The 14,439-nt window shown below is 70.4% G+C and carries 16 protein-coding genes; 6 read left to right on the top strand and 10 right to left on the bottom strand.

The window, feature by feature from the left end; translation table 11 throughout:
* Positions 1-37 precede the first annotated feature (37 nt).
* The 7 genes from NGH83_RS00325 to hemE all read right to left on the bottom strand — a co-directional run bounded on the left by NGH83_RS00325 (position 38) and on the right by hemE (position 4,509).
* Complete coding sequence (locus NGH83_RS00325; protein ID WP_251857112.1) at positions 38-313, bottom strand: DUF3618 domain-containing protein; 276 nt, start codon at positions 311-313, stop codon at positions 38-40.
* On the bottom strand, positions 303-719 hold the full coding sequence (locus NGH83_RS00320) for a phage holin family protein (protein WP_251857111.1): 417 nt from the start codon (positions 717-719) through the stop codon (positions 303-305). Before NGH83_RS00320 ends, NGH83_RS00325 begins: the two co-directional genes overlap by 11 nt.
* Before the next feature lie 7 nt (positions 720-726).
* Positions 727-1,062, bottom strand: a complete 336-nt coding sequence (locus NGH83_RS00315) for a YtxH domain-containing protein (RefSeq protein WP_251857110.1) — start codon at positions 1,060-1,062, stop codon at positions 727-729.
* A 94-nt stretch (positions 1,063-1,156) separates the two neighbouring features.
* A complete protein-coding gene (locus NGH83_RS00310; protein WP_251857109.1) occupies positions 1,157-1,669 on the bottom strand; it encodes a MarR family winged helix-turn-helix transcriptional regulator in 513 nt (170 codons plus the stop codon).
* The gene (locus NGH83_RS00305) at positions 1,666-2,040 is read right to left on the bottom strand and encodes a hypothetical protein (protein WP_251857108.1); all 375 of its coding nucleotides are present in this window, start codon (positions 2,038-2,040) and stop codon (positions 1,666-1,668) included. Before NGH83_RS00305 ends, NGH83_RS00310 begins: the two co-directional genes overlap by 4 nt.
* 73 nt (positions 2,041-2,113) lie before the next feature.
* Complete coding sequence (locus NGH83_RS00300) at positions 2,114-3,436, bottom strand: NAD(P)/FAD-dependent oxidoreductase (RefSeq protein WP_251857107.1); 1,323 nt, start codon at positions 3,434-3,436, stop codon at positions 2,114-2,116.
* Positions 3,433-4,509, bottom strand: coding sequence for a uroporphyrinogen decarboxylase (gene hemE, locus NGH83_RS00295; protein ID WP_251857106.1), 1,077 nt, complete (start codon positions 4,507-4,509; stop codon positions 3,433-3,435). The genes NGH83_RS00300 and hemE overlap by 4 nt, the downstream gene beginning before the upstream one ends.
* A 37-nt stretch (positions 4,510-4,546) precedes the next feature.
* Between hemE and NGH83_RS00290 the strand changes: the two genes are divergently transcribed.
* Complete coding sequence (locus NGH83_RS00290) at positions 4,547-5,833, top strand: glutamyl-tRNA reductase (protein ID WP_251857105.1); 1,287 nt, start codon at positions 4,547-4,549, stop codon at positions 5,831-5,833.
* Positions 5,834-5,840: 7 nt separating this feature from the next.
* On the opposite strand, the gene NGH83_RS00285 is transcribed toward NGH83_RS00290, so the two are convergent.
* Both NGH83_RS00285 and NGH83_RS00280 read right to left on the bottom strand, forming a co-directional pair.
* Positions 5,841-6,668, bottom strand: a complete 828-nt coding sequence (locus NGH83_RS00285; RefSeq protein WP_251857104.1) for a serine hydrolase — start codon at positions 6,666-6,668, stop codon at positions 5,841-5,843.
* Between the two features lie 74 nt (positions 6,669-6,742).
* Entirely contained in the window at positions 6,743-8,713 is a 1,971-nt protein-coding gene (locus NGH83_RS00280) for a M13 family metallopeptidase (RefSeq protein ID WP_251858555.1), read from the bottom strand.
* Positions 8,714-8,789: 76 nt separating this feature from the next.
* On the opposite strand from NGH83_RS00280, the gene NGH83_RS00275 reads away from it, so the two are divergent.
* The 4 genes from NGH83_RS00275 (at position 8,790) to NGH83_RS00260 (ending at position 13,162) form a co-directional block, all read left to right on the top strand.
* Positions 8,790-10,148, top strand: a complete 1,359-nt coding sequence (locus tag NGH83_RS00275) for an MATE family efflux transporter (RefSeq protein ID WP_251857103.1) — start codon at positions 8,790-8,792, stop codon at positions 10,146-10,148.
* Entirely contained in the window at positions 10,149-11,378 is a 1,230-nt protein-coding gene (locus NGH83_RS00270) for an MFS transporter (protein ID WP_251857102.1), read from the top strand.
* Between the two features lie 9 nt (positions 11,379-11,387).
* Complete coding sequence (nucS, locus tag NGH83_RS00265; protein ID WP_251857101.1) at positions 11,388-12,083, top strand: endonuclease NucS; 696 nt, start codon at positions 11,388-11,390, stop codon at positions 12,081-12,083.
* A 422-nt stretch (positions 12,084-12,505) separates the two neighbouring features.
* A complete protein-coding gene (locus tag NGH83_RS00260; protein ID WP_251857100.1) occupies positions 12,506-13,162 on the top strand; it encodes an HAD hydrolase-like protein in 657 nt (218 codons plus the stop codon).
* Positions 13,163-13,164: 2 nt separating this feature from the next.
* Here NGH83_RS00260 and NGH83_RS00255 read toward each other — a convergent pair whose 3' ends face one another.
* A complete protein-coding gene (locus NGH83_RS00255; RefSeq protein WP_251857099.1) occupies positions 13,165-13,542 on the bottom strand; it encodes a VOC family protein in 378 nt (125 codons plus the stop codon).
* Between the two features lie 116 nt (positions 13,543-13,658).
* On the opposite strand from NGH83_RS00255, the gene NGH83_RS00250 reads away from it, so the two are divergent.
* The gene (locus tag NGH83_RS00250) at positions 13,659-14,411 is read left to right on the top strand and encodes an SDR family NAD(P)-dependent oxidoreductase (RefSeq protein WP_251857098.1); all 753 of its coding nucleotides are present in this window, start codon (positions 13,659-13,661) and stop codon (positions 14,409-14,411) included.
* The last annotated feature ends 28 nt before the right edge of the window (positions 14,412-14,439 follow it).

Raw genomic sequence — 14,439 nt, 5'->3', positions numbered from 1 at the left:
CACACCCGCCGGAGCAGCGATCAAAAACGAGGAGACGTCATCGTCTGGCCATGCGCCAGACGAGCACTCCGCCGACCGTGCCGAGCGCCACGATCGCCGCCGAGGCGTACAGCACGACGGGGTTGTCGCGCTGCAGGTCGCGGAAACGGTCACCGAGCTTGCCGGCTGCCTGCTGCGCCTGCTTGGGCAGATTGAGCTTGTCCTCGATGGCGTCGAGCGTCGCCGCGAGCTTCTCGCGGGTCGTCTCGATGTCGTCGCGGATCTCGCCGAGTGCCCGTTCCTTGTGGGTCAGCGACTGGTCGTCAGTGGTCATACTTACCCATCCCCTTGATCGCTCTCACGTCGTTCTTCACGCTCTTGATGGTCTCCTCGGGAACCGGCGGCACGCCCTTCTTCAGGCGCGCGACTCCGATGAGCACGAGGATCACGATGATGACGAGCAGCGCTCCGGCGACGATCAGCGCCGCGAGCCAGCCCGGGAACACCACCGCGAGTCCGAGGATCGCGGCGGCGAGGAGCACCGCGAACAGGAAGAAGCCGAGGAACGCGGCCGCGGCGAAGAGCCCGACCCCGATACCGAGCGCTGTCAGCTTGCTGACGAGCTCCTTCTTGATCTGATCGATCTCGTCGCGGATGAGCTGCCCGACGAGTCCGGGCACATCGGCGATGAGTTTGCCGAGCGACTTCTTCCGCACATCGGCGCCGTCGGTATCAGTCACCTGTGCCTCACTCGGTCGCGGCGTCGTTCGCCGACGCCCCGGAGCTGCGTCGCGTCGTCGTCGAGCGGGTCTGCGAGGACGCCTTGCGCGCCGCGGACTTGCCCGAGGCCGACTCGGCGACCTTGTCGATGACCTTCTTCGCGCCGTCGGCGAGAACCGCCGGGACGTCGGGGCTGTGCTCGTCGACGAAGCCCTGGACCTGCTCGACGCCCTTCTGGACGGGCGCGCTCGTCCACAGCTTCTGCGCGCTCGCCTTGATCTGCTCGTAGCGGCGTCGACCCGCGCGCGTGCCCAGCACATAGCCGACCGCGAGTCCGGTGGCGAAAACCAGCTTGCCCTTCATGACAGCTCCGATCGTCAGTCTTGTTCGTGCCCCACACAGTAGCCGTACAGCCCGATTCCAAACCGGGAATAACCTAAGACCACCTGGCGGTCAGTCAACGCTCAGAATGGGGCGGGTCGATCGAGTCGACCGCGGCGGTCATGCGGCGGAGGAAGTGCACGACGGCGCGTGCCTCCTCGGGCGTCATCGAGTCCGCGACCTCGTGCATGCGACCGTGCATCGCCCCGAGAGTGCCGCGCACTTCGGCCTCCGTGGACGGAGTCGCCTCGACGATGACTCCACGTCCGTCGGTCGGCGAACGTCGCCGGACGACATGGCCGCTCTTCTCGAGGCGGTCGATCAGCACCGACACGGATGCCGTTGAGATCTCGAGTCGCACCGCGAGGTCCTTAGGGCTGACCGTGCGTCCGGCCCTCGCCTCGGCGAGAAGGTACCGCAGGGCGCTGAGATCGGTCTCGCCCATCCCCATCGATGAGCGAGTCCGTTTGCGCATCGCGGACTCCGCGGAGCGGTAGGCGCGCAACGCGTTCAGGACATCGACGGCGCGGAGGTCGTCATCGGGGTACCAGTACCCCGATGCGCCGCGCTCGTCGGTGGTGACGCTCACGCCGACTGTGCCAGCCAGGCCCCGACCGCACCGGCGACGGTCAGCGTTCCGACGACGAGCGCGCAGCTCAGGAGGGCGTTGGTGCGGGCGGCGGCACGCTCCTGCAGGTCGCGCTGCAGTGAACGCTGTGCCGGCTCGAGGGAGAGCTGCGCGTCTTCGAGCGCAGCGTGGGTGCCGAGCTTCTCGCCGCGCCAGTCGGTTACCACGTAGCCGTCGGCGCCGAGCTCGACGAGCCCGGCGAAGTCGAGACCGATGCGGCCGACCCAGAGGCCGGGCTGGGCGACGGTCCAGTCGATCATGGTCGACGGAGCGGCGGGAGTCTGGCGCTGGTACCGAGTCCGCACGACCGCGGCTTCCCTCAACTTGTTCATCGCTTGTCCCTCCGTCGAGATGTGCTTACGGAGAGAATCTAGTTAGACGAACTAGGAAAAGCAAATGGCGTGATCAGGCGGCTCCGGCCGCTTGCGCATGGGGCACGATCGACGCGATGCCGGTTCCCGCGATCCAAGCGCCCGTGACCGCGAGCCCGTCCACCTCGCGAACGGCGCGTTCGAACTCCTCGGCTGCGGCGCGGACGCCGAGCAGGGCGCGAGGCGCGTCCTGAACCCAGGTATGTTCGGCCGATCCGACCACAGCCGACTCCTGGAGGGGCGCGCCGAAGAGCGTCGCCGCATCGGCGACTGCTTTCGCAACTCCGACCGGCGGCCCGTCACCGCGGTAGGACAGCCGGATCACGTGACGGGAGGGCGGGAGGATCTCACGCAGCCACGGCCACTTGGCGCTCGAGTGCGTCAGCGCGGTCGGACCGCCCTCCGAGGGACGAGCGACGAGCACTCCGGTGCCGAGAGGAGCCTGATCGAGCGACGGCGCGTCGAGCATCACCGCGACCGCGCGACTCGTGCGCGATCGCGGCCACTCGCCGGTCGGAACCGTTTCGCGGAGGAGTCTCCGCGCAACGGGACCGGGGGTGGCCACGACGACGCGGTCGGCCTCGAGGGTGCCGTCGGGGATGGCGACCTCGAAGCGGTCGGCCGCGCGCGCGATGGCGAGCGCGGGAGAGCTGCGGCGGATCTCTCCTCCCACCGCGACGAGCGAGTCGGCGAGCGCCGCGACCAGCGCGCCGACGCCGCCGGCGATACCCGCGACGGCGGCTCCCGCCGGCGCTCCGCTGCGAAGGGACAGCACCGCGCCCGACAGTGACCCTGCCCTGGTCAGCGCGGTGTTGAGTCCGGGGATGAGCGCGTCGACGTCGGCGTCGTCCGGGTCCACCCCGTAGACGCCTTCGACCACGGGGCGCACCAGGTCGTCGAGCACGGTGGGCCCCATCCGGCGGCGGACGAGGGAGCCGAGGTTCGTCTCCCGGCCGATGTGCAGTTCGGGTCGGATGCGATCCGCCCATGCGCGCAGGGACGCGCGAGTGCCGATGATGCGGCGGACGTCGTCGGCGAGCGGCGAGCCGGGGATGCCCAGCAGGCTCGCCGACGGCAGCGGGAAGACGGCGCCGTCGAGGAACAGCCGTGCACCGCCGGGTGCGACGGGCGCGCTCTCCAGCCCGACGGCGCCGAGGAGCGATGCGATCGCGGTTCCGCGGGTCGCGATGCTCTCGGCGCCCATGTCGATCGGCACGCCGCCGAGGACGGCCTGGTCGACCAGGCCGCCGAGTCGCTCGTCCGCCTCGATCAGGGTGACCTCGTCGCCGCGGATGGCGGCGGCGCGAGCGGCGACGAGTCCCGCCACCCCTCCCCCGATGACGAGGGTCCGGGTCACGAGCGCGCCGCTCCCGAGTGGAGCAGTTCGACGATCCGGGTCAGTACCGACGGGTCCGCGTCGGCCGGTACTCCGTGCCCGAGGTTGAACACGTGGGCGGGAGCGGCCCGGCCACGGTCGACGACGTCGAGCACGGCGGACTCGACGATCGGCCAGGGTGCGCTCAGGATCGCCGGGTCGAGGTTGCCCTGCACGGTGGTCGATCCGCCGAGACGCCGGGAGGCCTCGTCGAGCGGAGTGCGCCAGTCCACGCCCACGGCGTCGACGCCGGCACTCAGCATCGCGGGCAGGATCTCGCCGGTGCCGACGCCGAAGTGGACGAGCGGGACCTCGAGATCGCGGACGTGGTCGAGCGCGCGGCGCGACGCCCACAGCACCGACTCCTCGTAGTCGTGCGGCGAGAGAGACCCCGCCCACGAGTCGAACAGCTGCGCTGCGCTCGCGCCGGCCTGGAGCTGAGCTCGCAGGAAGGCGCCCGTGACATCGGCGGTCCACTCCATCAGGGCCCGCCAGCTCTCGGGATCGGCGCGCATCATCGCGCGGGCCCGCAGGTGGTCCTTGGACGGTCCGCCTTCGACGAGGTAGGCGGCGAGGGTGAACGGAGCGCCCGCGAAGCCGATGAGCGGAGTGGTTCCGAGCTGCTCGACGGTCCGGCGCACTCCCGCCTCGACCGGTGCGAGAGCATCGGGTTCGAGGGTGTGAGAGCGCAGCGCACGCACGTCGGCGGCGTCTCGCACCGGCGACTCGAGCACGGGTCCGCGGCCGGGGACGATATCGACGGCGACGCCCGAGAGCTTCAGGGGGATGACGATGTCGCTGAAGAAGATGGCCGCGTCGACGCCGTGACGCCGGACGGGCTGAAGGGTGATCTCGCTGGCCATCTCGGGGTCGAGGCAGCTGTCGAGCATCGCGACTCCCTCGCGCAGCTCGCGATACTCGGGCAGCGAACGCCCGGCCTGGCGCATGAACCACACGGGCGGCGACGGCTGCCGTTCACCGCGGTAGGCGCGGATCAGAGGGGCGTCGGAGGTACGACCGTCGAGGAGCGGGTGATTGGCGGACAGGGCAGACACAGAGCCAAGTGTTCCACGGCGCGTAGAATTACTTGTCGTGCTCCTCTGTCTCTCAGCGAGCCACCGTACGGCGGCCTTCGATCTCCTCGAGCGTCTCTCCGTCTCCGGACCCTCGGTCGGTCCCGATCTCGTCGATCACACCGGCTTCGTGACCGGTGCCGTGGTGGTCGCGACCTGCAACCGCTTCGAGGCCTACCTCGACATCGACGAACCTCTCCCGGCCGCACGCGAACTCGCGGCGCAGGGCGCCATCGAGCTGATCGCCGAGCGCACCGGCATCACCGCCGAGGAGCTGCGCGGCTCGACCGCCGTGCACTCGGGACCCGAGGTCGCCGAACACCTCTTCGCCGTCTCGAGCGGACTCGAGTCGGTCGTCGTCGGCGAGGGCGAGATCGCCGGCCAGGTGCGTCGCGCCCTCGACTCGGCCCGCGTCGCCGGTACCACCTCACCCGAACTCGAGCGACTCTTCCAGCGGGCGTCGACCGCGTCGCGGGCCGTGCAGACCAACACCGGCGTCGGCGGCGCCGGTCGCTCGATCGTGCGCCTCGCCCTCGACCTGGCATCGAGCCGCATCTCCGACTGGCGCGACCAGGAGATCCTGCTGGTGGGCACCGGCAAGTACGCGGGGGCGAGCCTCGCCGCCCTCCGCGACCGCGGTGTGACCGAGGTCGGAGTGTTTTCGCCCTCGGGTCGCGCCCACAAGTTCGCCACCCGGGAAGGCGTCCGCGCCGTGACGCGGGAGACGCTCGCCGACGCGCTCGCCACCGCCACGGTCATCGTCACCTGCAGCACCGCCGAGACCGTGGTGCTCACCCGCGACATGATCGAGGGTGCCCGCTCCGCGACGTCGGCGCCGCTCTTCGTGATCGACATGGGTCTGCCGCGCAACGTGGACCCCGCTGTGGGCGGCCTCCCCCACACCGAGCTCCTCGATCTCGAGACCATCCGACTGCATGCTCCGCTCGAAGAGCTGGCGGCGACCGACGACGCCCGCGCGCTCATCGGCTCGGCCGCTGCCGCGTACCACGCGGAGTCGGCCGAGCAGCAGGTCACCTCCGCGGTCGTCGCCTACCGATCGCGCGTCTTCGACCTGCTCGACGCCGAGCTCGAGCGCCTCCGTGCCCGCGGAGAGGCGACCGAAGCGGCCGAGCGGGCGATGCGCCACCTCGTGAGCGTCCTCGTGCACGCACCGACGCAGCGCGCGAAGTCACTCGCGCGCGAAGGCCGTGCCGCCGAGGTGACCGCGGCGTTCGACGTCCTCTTCGACCTCGGAGTCAAGCCCGACGCCGACGAAGCAGGCGACGAGCGCTACGCGACCGCCTGACCTGATGTCAGTGCACGTACTCGAGCAGGTCGAAGCCGATCGTCCGCATCGCGTGCAGCGCTGACAGACGATCGGTGAGTCGACCGTCCCGGTAGGACACGGTCACGCCGTAAGCGACGCCGGCCCGCGGCCCGCGGAGGACGCCGACCTCGCTGAGCAGCCCCCGCTCGTGCCCGGTCGAGTTGAACAGCGCCAGATTGTGGTCCGACCGCAGATGCGACAGCGGGTCGAGCCCGAACGCCGAGGCGACCATCGAGAGGTCGACCCCGAGCGCCAGCCAGTCGGCGACGCGGTAGCTCGTCGTCGCGTCGACCGCCTCGCCCCGCGCGATCGCGGCGAAGAGCCAGACGAGCTCCGCCATCGACCCGACGGAGAGCTGCGGGGCGTCGTCGGGCCCGCGACGATCGCGCACATGGTCGAGGAGCGCGGTCTTCTGCAGCCCCAGCTCGTCGGCGCGCTCGCGCACCGCGGACAGGCCGACACGGCGGAGCAGGACGTTGGTGGCCACGTTGTCGCTCATCCCACCCACCAGCGTCGCCGCATCGGCGAGCGGGAAGGTGGGGGCGTGCAGGTGCTGCCAGATGCCCGACTCGGCGACCTCGTCGGCCGACGTGCGGTCGAGCAGGTCGTACCGCGAGTGGCCGTTCGCGCCGAGCCCCGCCGAGACCTCGAGGAGCAGCAGCACCTTCCCGATGCCCGCCGTCGGTAGCACGATGTGGTCGTCGACCGAGAACAGCACCCGCCCCGACATCAGATCGATCGCGCGCGCCGACACCTGGGCGCCGTCCAGCGCGAGATGGGCGAGGGCCTGGAAGCCCGCGCTGAAGTTCTCCACGACCTCGAAGCCGCGGTGACGCCCTCTCGGGCCGCCGTGATGGCGCCCTCGGCGCCGGCGTTCGGTGGTCGCTGTCACCAGATGGTTACGCGGGTCTCGGGTGGCAGCCACAGCGCATCACCCTCGCGGACGTCGAAGGCGTCGTAGAAGGGAGCGAGGTTGCGCACGATCTGGTTGCACCGGAACTCGCTCGGCGAGTGCGGGTCGATGGCGAGGAGACGGAGCACCTCTTCGGTGCGGGACTTCTGCTGCCAGGCCTGCGCCCAGGAGAGGAAGAAACGCTGCGCTCCGGTGAGGCCGTCGATGACCGGCGGCTCCTCCCCCTCGAGCGAGAGCAGGTACGCCTTCCAGGCGATGCCGAGTCCACCGAGGTCGCCGATGTTCTCGCCGATGGTGAGTGCACCGTTGACGTGGTGCCCCGGCGTCTGCGCCGGTTCGAGCGCGTCGTACTGGGCGATGAGGCTCGCGGTGCGTTCCTCGAACGCCGCGCGGTCCTCCGGCGTCCACCAGTCGGTGAGTCGGCCGTCGCCGTCGAAGCGCGACCCCTGATCGTCGAAGCCGTGGCCGATCTCGTGGCCGATCACCGCGCCGATCGCACCGTAGTTCGCGGCCGGGTCGCGGCCTTCCACGAAGAACGGGAACTGCAGGATCGCGGCGGGGAAGACGATCTCGTTGAAGCCGGGGTTGTAGTACGCGTTGACCGTCTGCGGCGTCATGAACCACTCGTCGCGGTCGAGCGGGGCGCCGATCTTCGCGAGCTCCCGCGCGAATTCGAACTCGTTCGCGCGGCGGACGTTGCCGAGCAGGTCGGTGGCGTCGATCACGAGCGACGAGTAGTCGCGCCACTTCGCCGGATAGCCGATCTTGGGCACGAACTTGTCGAGCTTGTCGAGCGCCCGGGCGCGGGTCTCCTCGCTCATCCAATCGAGGGCGGTGATGGAGCGACGGTAGGCCTCGATCAGGCGGCCGACGAGCACATCCATCTCGGTCTTCGCGGCGGGCGGGAAGTGCCGCTCGACATAGGTGCGGCCCACCGCCTCGCCGAGCGCGCCTTCGACGAGCGAGACGCCGCGCTTCCACCGGGCGCGGATGTCGGGCGTGCCGGTGAGGGTGCGCCCGTAGAAGTCGAAGTTCGCGGCGACGAACGCGTCGGGCAGGTACGGCGAGGTGCTGCGGATGACCTGCCACGCGAGCCAGTCGCGCCAGGCGTCCCGTCGGTCCTCGACGAGCAGGGGTCCGACACCGGCGAGGAAGTCGGGCTCACGGACGACGACCTCATCGAGCGCCGAGGCGGGCGCGTCGAGGCCGGTGAGCCACGGCGCGAGGTCGACGCCCGCCAGCTCCTGCACGTCCTGCCAGGAGCGGAGGTTGTAGGTGGCCTCGCTGTCGCGGGTGCGCACGTTGTCCCAGTGGGTGGCGGCGACGGCGGTCTCGAGCTCGAACACCCGCTCGGCGGCGAGCGCCGCATCGGGCCAGTCGGCGAGAGCGAAGACCCGCTCGAGGTGCGCGAGGTACGCGGCGCGGACGTCGGCGAACTTGTCGTCGCGGTAGTAGCTCTCATCGGGCAGGCCGATGCCGCCCTGCTCGATGAAGACGAGGTAGCGCTCGGGGTTGCCCGGGTCGTTGTCGATGAAGAGCCGCAGCACCCCGGAGGTGCCGCTGCGCTCCAAACGTCCGACGGTCTGGAGCAGCGCCGGGATCGAGTCGACGGCGCGGACCTCGTCGAGCATGGCGGTGAGGGGCGCGCTGCCGAGCGCCTCGACGCGCTCCTCGTCCATGAAACTCGCGAAGAGGTCGCCGATGGCGCGCTCCTGCGATCCTTCCGAGGCGGTCTGCGCCTCGACGATGATGTCGCGCACCGCTTCCTCGGCCCGCTCGGCGAGCAGGTAGAAGGAGCCGTACCGCGCCCGGTCGGAGGGGATCTCGGTGCGGTCGATCCACCGTCCGTTGACGTGGCGGAACAGGTCGTCCTGCGGGCGGACCTCCGGATCGAAGTCGTCGGAGTTCAGGCCGGAGGGCAGGGCGGGCTCGGTGATCTCGCTCATCGCGTTCCAGAGTAGGGCGAGCACGGCCGACTCGCCGGGAAGCGGGTCGAGACATGCCCTAGCGTCGGATTCGGCCATGACACGACGACAGCTCCTCTCCCCCCTCGATCGTGAGATCGCGCGCCTCGCCGTGCCCGCCCTCGGCGCCCTGGTGGCCGAGCCGCTGTTCCTTCTCACCGACACGGCGCTCGTCGGTCATCTCGGCGAGGTCGCGCTCGGCGGGCTGAGTATCGCGAGCACGGTGCTGCAGACCCTCATCGGGCTGCTGATCTTCCTCGCTTACGCCACCACACCGGCGGTCGCGAGACGCCTCGGCGCCGGCGATCGGGCGGGGGCTGTGACGGCGGGGATCGACGGGATGTGGCTCGCTCTCGGCCTGGGCGCGGTCATCACGGCCGTCGGCATCCCCACCGCCCCTCTGGTGGTGGGCGCGTTCGGGACGGAGGCACCCGTCGCGGAGGCGGCGATCACCTACTACTCGCTGTCGCTCTGGGGTGTGCCGGCGATGCTCGTCGTGATCGCCGCGAGCGGTCTGCTGCGCGGACTCCAGGACACCCGCACGACCCTCGTGGTGGCGGGCATCGGGTTCGCGGCGAACGCGGTGCTCAATGCGCTCCTGATCTACGGCGCCGGGCTCGGCATCGCCGGGTCGGCCCTCGGCACCGTGATCGCACAATGGGCGATGGCGCTCGTCTACGCGGTACTCGCCGTGCGGGCAGCCCGGCCGGTCGGAGCTCGACTGCGGCCCGGACTCAGCGGTGTCAGCGCCGCGGCCCTCGGCGGCGGCTGGCTGTTCCTCCGAACACTGAGCCTCCGCGCATCGTTCGTGGCGACGACCGCGGCGGCGGCCGCCCTCGGGGTAATCGAGTTGGCGACGATGCAGGTTGCGATGACGGTGTTCCTCGCCGCCGCCTTCGCCCTCGATGCCCTCGCGATCGCGGGTCAGGCGATGATCGGGCACGGTATCGGCGCCGCGGACGTGCCCCGTGTCGTCGCCATCACGCGGCGGCTCGTGCGGTCCGGGCTCCTGGCGGGGCTGGCGCTCGGGCTGCTTCTCGCGCTCGCATCCCCGCTGCTCGGCGTCGTGTTCACCTCCGACCCCGTCGTGCGCGAGGCGCTGACCGTGGCGTCGCTCCTCACGGCCGCCGCTCTACCGCTCGCCGGGTACGTGTTCGTGCTCGACGGCGTTTTGATCGGCGCCGGCGACGGGCGCTACCTCGCGCTCGCGGGGGTCGTCAACCTTGGCGTGTACCTGCTCGCTCTGTGGCCGGCGGTGGCCTTCGCCCCCGACGATCCGCGCCTCGCGGTCGCCGGGCTGTGGATCGCGCTGGGCGTCGGCATGCTCGGCGCCCGTGCCGTCACCCTCGGATTGCGGGCGCGAGGAACCGCATGGATCCCCATCGGGCAGTCGGAGGCCGACATTAGGCTTTCGTAGGTGACTTCGCCGGCGCTGCCCTCCCGACCGCAGATCACCGCCTGGCGCAACGCCGTCTTCGTCACGTTCGGCCTCTCGGGTCTCGCGATCGCGACCTGGCTCTCGCGCGTCCCCCGGGTTCGCGACGAACTCGAGGTCTCGACCACCGTCATCGGCATCGTGCTCTTCGGAGTCGCCGCCGGATCCATCGTCGGTCTCAGCCTCGCGAGCCACATCATCGCCCGCTTCGGTGCGACGCGCACCCTGCTGCTCGCACTCGGCATCGGAGTGTTCGGCCTGCCGATCGCCGCGGTGGGGGTCGGGGTGGACAGCGTCTGGCTCACCTTCGCGGGGCTCGCCCTGTTCGGCGCGGGCAACGGCTGCTGCGACGTCGCGATGAACGTGTCGGGTGCCGCGAACGAGCGGATGCTCGGACGCGCGGTGATGCCGATCTTCCACGCCATGTTCAGCGTCGGCACCGTCGTCGGCACCGCGATCGGCGCCGCCGCCGAAGCACTCGACATCCCGCTGCTCGTGCACACGGGGGTCATGAGCGTCCTCATCCTCGCGAGCCTCCTCGTGGCGGTGCGGTTCTTCCAGTCGGAGCTCGCCGACATCGAACCTGAGGAGCCGGGCACCGAGTCCGCGCATCCGGGCATCCGCTCGCGACTGTCGGCGTGGACCGAGCCGCGCACCCTGATGATCGGCGTGATCGTGCTCGGCATGGCCTTCGCCGAAGGGTCGGCGAACGACTGGCTCGCGCTCGCCATGGTCGACGGGCACGGCCTCGCCAACGACCAGGCCGCCCTGGTGCTCTCCCTCTTCCTGTTGTCGATGACGGTCGGCCGCCTCGCCGGGGTGAAGCTCCTCGACCGTTTCGGCCGCGTCCCCGTCCTGCGCGCCTCCGCCGTCGCGGCGGTGCTCGGGCTGGGTCTCGTCATCTTCGTGCCGGATCCAGCCGTCGCCATCGCCGCGACAGTGCTGTGGGGTCTCGGGGCTGCGCTCGGCTTCCCGGTGGGGATGTCCGCGGCGGCCGACGACCCGCGCAAGGCGGCCGGCCGGGTGAGTGTGGTGTCGACGATCGGATACCTCGCCTTCCTCGCCGGGCCGCCGCTGATCGGCTTCCTCGGCGACCACGTCGGGCTGCTTCTCGGGCTGATCCCCGTGCTGGTGCTCATCGCCCTCGCCGGCATCGCGAGCCCCGCCGCGCGCGAACCGCAGCCTGCCGCGCAGGAGCGTTCCGCGGCTTAACATCGACTAATGCGTCTCGTCGTCGCCCGTTGCTCAGTCGACTACGCCGGTCGCCTCTCCGCGCATCTGCCGCTCGCCACGCGGGTGCTGATGGTGAAGGCCGACGGCAGCGTCCTCATCCACTCCGACGGCGGCTCGTACAAGCCGCTCAACTGGATGAGCCCGCCCTGCTCGCTCGTCGTCGGCGAGCCCGACGACGCTCAGCGCGCGGCGGGTATCACCGAGCTGTGGACGGTCACGGCGGGCAAGACGAACGACAAGCTCGTCGTCTCGCTGTTCGAGGTGCTCTCCGACAGCTCGCACGAGCTCGGCATCGACCCCGGGCTGGTGAAGGACGGCGTCGAAGCCGATCTGCAGAAGCTGCTCGCCGAGCAGATCGAACTCCTCGGCCCCGGCCACACCCTGGTGCGCCGCGAGTACATGACCGCCATCGGTCCGGTCGACATCCTCGCCCGCGACGCCGAGGGCAGGTCGGTCGCGGTCGAGCTGAAGCGGCGCGGCGACATCGACGGGGTCGAGCAGCTGACCCGCTACCTCGAGCTGATGAACCGGGATCCGCACCTGGCTCCCGTCACCGGGGTGTTCGCCGCGCAGGAGATCAAACCGCAGGCGCGCACGCTCGCTCAGGACCGCGGCATCCGCTGCCTGGTGCTCGACTACGACGCGATGCGCGGCATGGACGACGCCGAGTCCCGCCTCTTCTGACCCCGACCCGGTCGTCGAGTAGCGACGAAGGAGCGTATCGAGACGGGTCGAGTAAGCGAAGCGCACCGAGACCACAGCACTGCGCTCTCGATGCGCTCGTTCCTCGCTTACTCGAGCCGTTTCGATACGGCGCTGGCGCGCCTACTCAACGACCGGAGTTGGCAACCGGCGACCCTCTCAAGGGTCGAACCCCGACCCGGTCGTCGAGTAGCGACGAAGGAGCGTATCGAGACGGGTCGAGTAAGCGGAGCGCATCGAGACCACAGCACGTCTGCTCTCGATGCGCTCGTTCCTCGCTTACTCGAGCCGTTTCGATACGGCGCTGGCGCGCCTACTCAACGACCGGGCGGGGACTCGTGTCCTTCTCAACGACCGGGTACGCCTGAACGGACAGGCAACGCGTGGCGGATAGGGTGGCGCGGGTGACCCAACGACCCTGGACCGCCGTGCTGTTCGACCTCGACGGCACCATCACCGACTCCGCGTCGGGGATCACGGCGTCACTGATCCACACCCTTGAACAGCTCGGCCGCCCGACGCCCCGCCCCTCGGAGCTGCTGGAGTTCATCGGCCCGCCGATCATGGACGGCTTCGCCGCCATGCGCATCCCCGAGGACCAGCGGCAGCGCGCCCTCGAGATCTACCGCGAGGAATACCAAGCCCGTGGCGCCTTCGACAGCACCCTGTACCCGGGCGTTCCCGAGGTTCTCCACGCTGTGCACGACGCCGGGATCCCGCTCGCTCTCGCGACGTCGAAGCCGGAACGGCAGGCGAAGCGCATCCTCGCCCACTACGGGCTCGACCACCTCTTCACCTTCATCGGCGGCGGCAGCGACGACGAGACCCGCAGCGAGAAGGAGGACGTCGTCGCCTGGGTGCTCGATCACCTTCGGGCCGACGGCGTCGACCTGTCGAACCCGGTGATGGTCGGAGACCGCACCCACGACGTGATCGGCGCCCGCGCCAACGGCGTCCCGACCATCTCCGTCGAATGGGGTTACGGATCGCCGGCCGAGTGGACCGGGGCGATCGCGATCGCCGCCGACCCCGCGGAACTGCGCGCCGAACTGCTCGGCTGAGCTCAGCGCGGTCCGGCGAGCCCGACGAGGTTGCCCTCCGGGTCGCGGAAGTGGGCGACGACGAGTCTGCCGTTCGGGTTCGCCGCGGGACCCATCACGGCGGTCCCGCCGGCATCGACCGCGTCGGCGAGCGCCGCGGCGACATCGTCGACCGACACGTAGAAGATCGCGCGCGGCTCGTGCTCCGCTCCCCCGCCGACTCCTCCCGGGATGCCGCCCTCCTCGCCGGTCTCGATGAAGCCGTACCGACCCTCGTCGGAGACCTCGGGCGCCACAGGCGACGCGGTGTCGAAATCCCAGTCGAAGACCCGGGCGTAGAAGGACCGCAGAGCATCCGGATCGCGTCCGGTGATCTCGAAGTGGACGACGGGTCGCGCCATGACCGGCTCCTTCGCTCAGCGGGATCGCACCGGATCATCGGTGCCCACTCATGCTCCGCCGCCAGCATCGGGAGCGGAAGAGCAGGGACCATCGAGGTAGTGAGGAAGTGGTCGTCATGGCCAGGTTCGACAGCAGAGTGGCCGTCGTCACCGGCGGAGGAAGCGGAATCGGGGCGGAGATCTCGCGTGAGCTCGCCGCCGAGGGCGCATCGGTCGTCGTGACCGACATCAAGCGGGAGGCCGCGCAGAGCGTCGTCGACGAGATCGTCGCGGCCGGCGGCTCCGCGGCGGCGTTCGTACAGAACACCGCCGAGTGGAAGGACTCGGAGGCGGCCGTCGCGTTCGCGAAGGAGACCTTCGGGGGCCTCCACCTCGCCGTCAACAATGCGGGGATCGGCGCTCCGCCCCAGACGATCGGCGACTACGACGTCGCTGCATGGGATCGCGTGCGCGCGGTCGACCTCGACGGCGTCTTCTACGGCCTCAAGTTCCAGCTCCCGGCCATCGTCGAATCCGGCGGCGGCGCCGTGGTCAACATGGCCTCGGTCCTCGGCTCGGTCGGTATCGCGCAGAACGCCGCGTATGTGGCGAGCAAGCACGCCCTCGTCGGCCTGACCAAGGTCGCCGCACTCGAGTACACGGCCCAGGGCGTGCGCACCAACGCCGTCGGCCCCGGCTTCATCGACACGCCCCTCGTCCGGTCGAGCCTCTCGGCCGAGGCTCTCGTCGCGCTCGAAGGCGAGCACGCGGCAGGTCGTCTCGGCACGGACAAGGAGGTCGCCGCGCTGACACTGTTCCTGCTGAGCGACGCCGCGTCCTTCATCTCAGGCAGCTACCACCTGGTCGACGGTGGCTACTCCGCCCACTGAGGCTGCGGTCTCCCCCATCCCGCGTCTC

The organism is Herbiconiux sp. L3-i23, from assembly GCF_023734115.1.
Lineage (GTDB): Bacteria > Actinomycetota > Actinomycetes > Actinomycetales > Microbacteriaceae > Naasia.
The sequence above is the reverse complement of the archived record's forward strand: the minus strand, read 5'-3'. Positions and strand labels throughout refer to the sequence as shown.

What these genes read in the sequence shown, in the direction of transcription:
- NGH83_RS00325 (WP_251857112.1), bottom strand. Translation starts at nt 313, where the DNA reads ATGACCACTGACGACCAGTCGCTGACCCACAAGGAACGGGCACTCGGC.
- NGH83_RS00315 (WP_251857110.1), bottom strand. Translation starts at nt 1,062, where the DNA reads ATGAAGGGCAAGCTGGTTTTCGCCACCGGACTCGCGGTCGGCTATGTG.
- NGH83_RS00280 (WP_251858555.1), bottom strand. Translation starts at nt 8,713, where the DNA reads ATGAGCGAGATCACCGAGCCCGCCCTGCCCTCCGGCCTGAACTCCGAC.
- nucS (WP_251857101.1), top strand. Translation starts at nt 11,388, where the DNA reads ATGCGTCTCGTCGTCGCCCGTTGCTCAGTCGACTACGCCGGTCGCCTC.
- NGH83_RS00250 (WP_251857098.1), top strand. Translation starts at nt 13,659, where the DNA reads ATGGCCAGGTTCGACAGCAGAGTGGCCGTCGTCACCGGCGGAGGAAGC.
- NGH83_RS00305 (WP_251857108.1), bottom strand. Translation starts at nt 2,040, where the DNA reads ATGAACAAGTTGAGGGAAGCCGCGGTCGTGCGGACTCGGTACCAGCGC.
- NGH83_RS00275 (WP_251857103.1), top strand. Translation starts at nt 8,790, where the DNA reads ATGACACGACGACAGCTCCTCTCCCCCCTCGATCGTGAGATCGCGCGC.
- NGH83_RS00255 (WP_251857099.1), bottom strand. Translation starts at nt 13,542, where the DNA reads ATGGCGCGACCCGTCGTCCACTTCGAGATCACCGGACGCGATCCGGAT.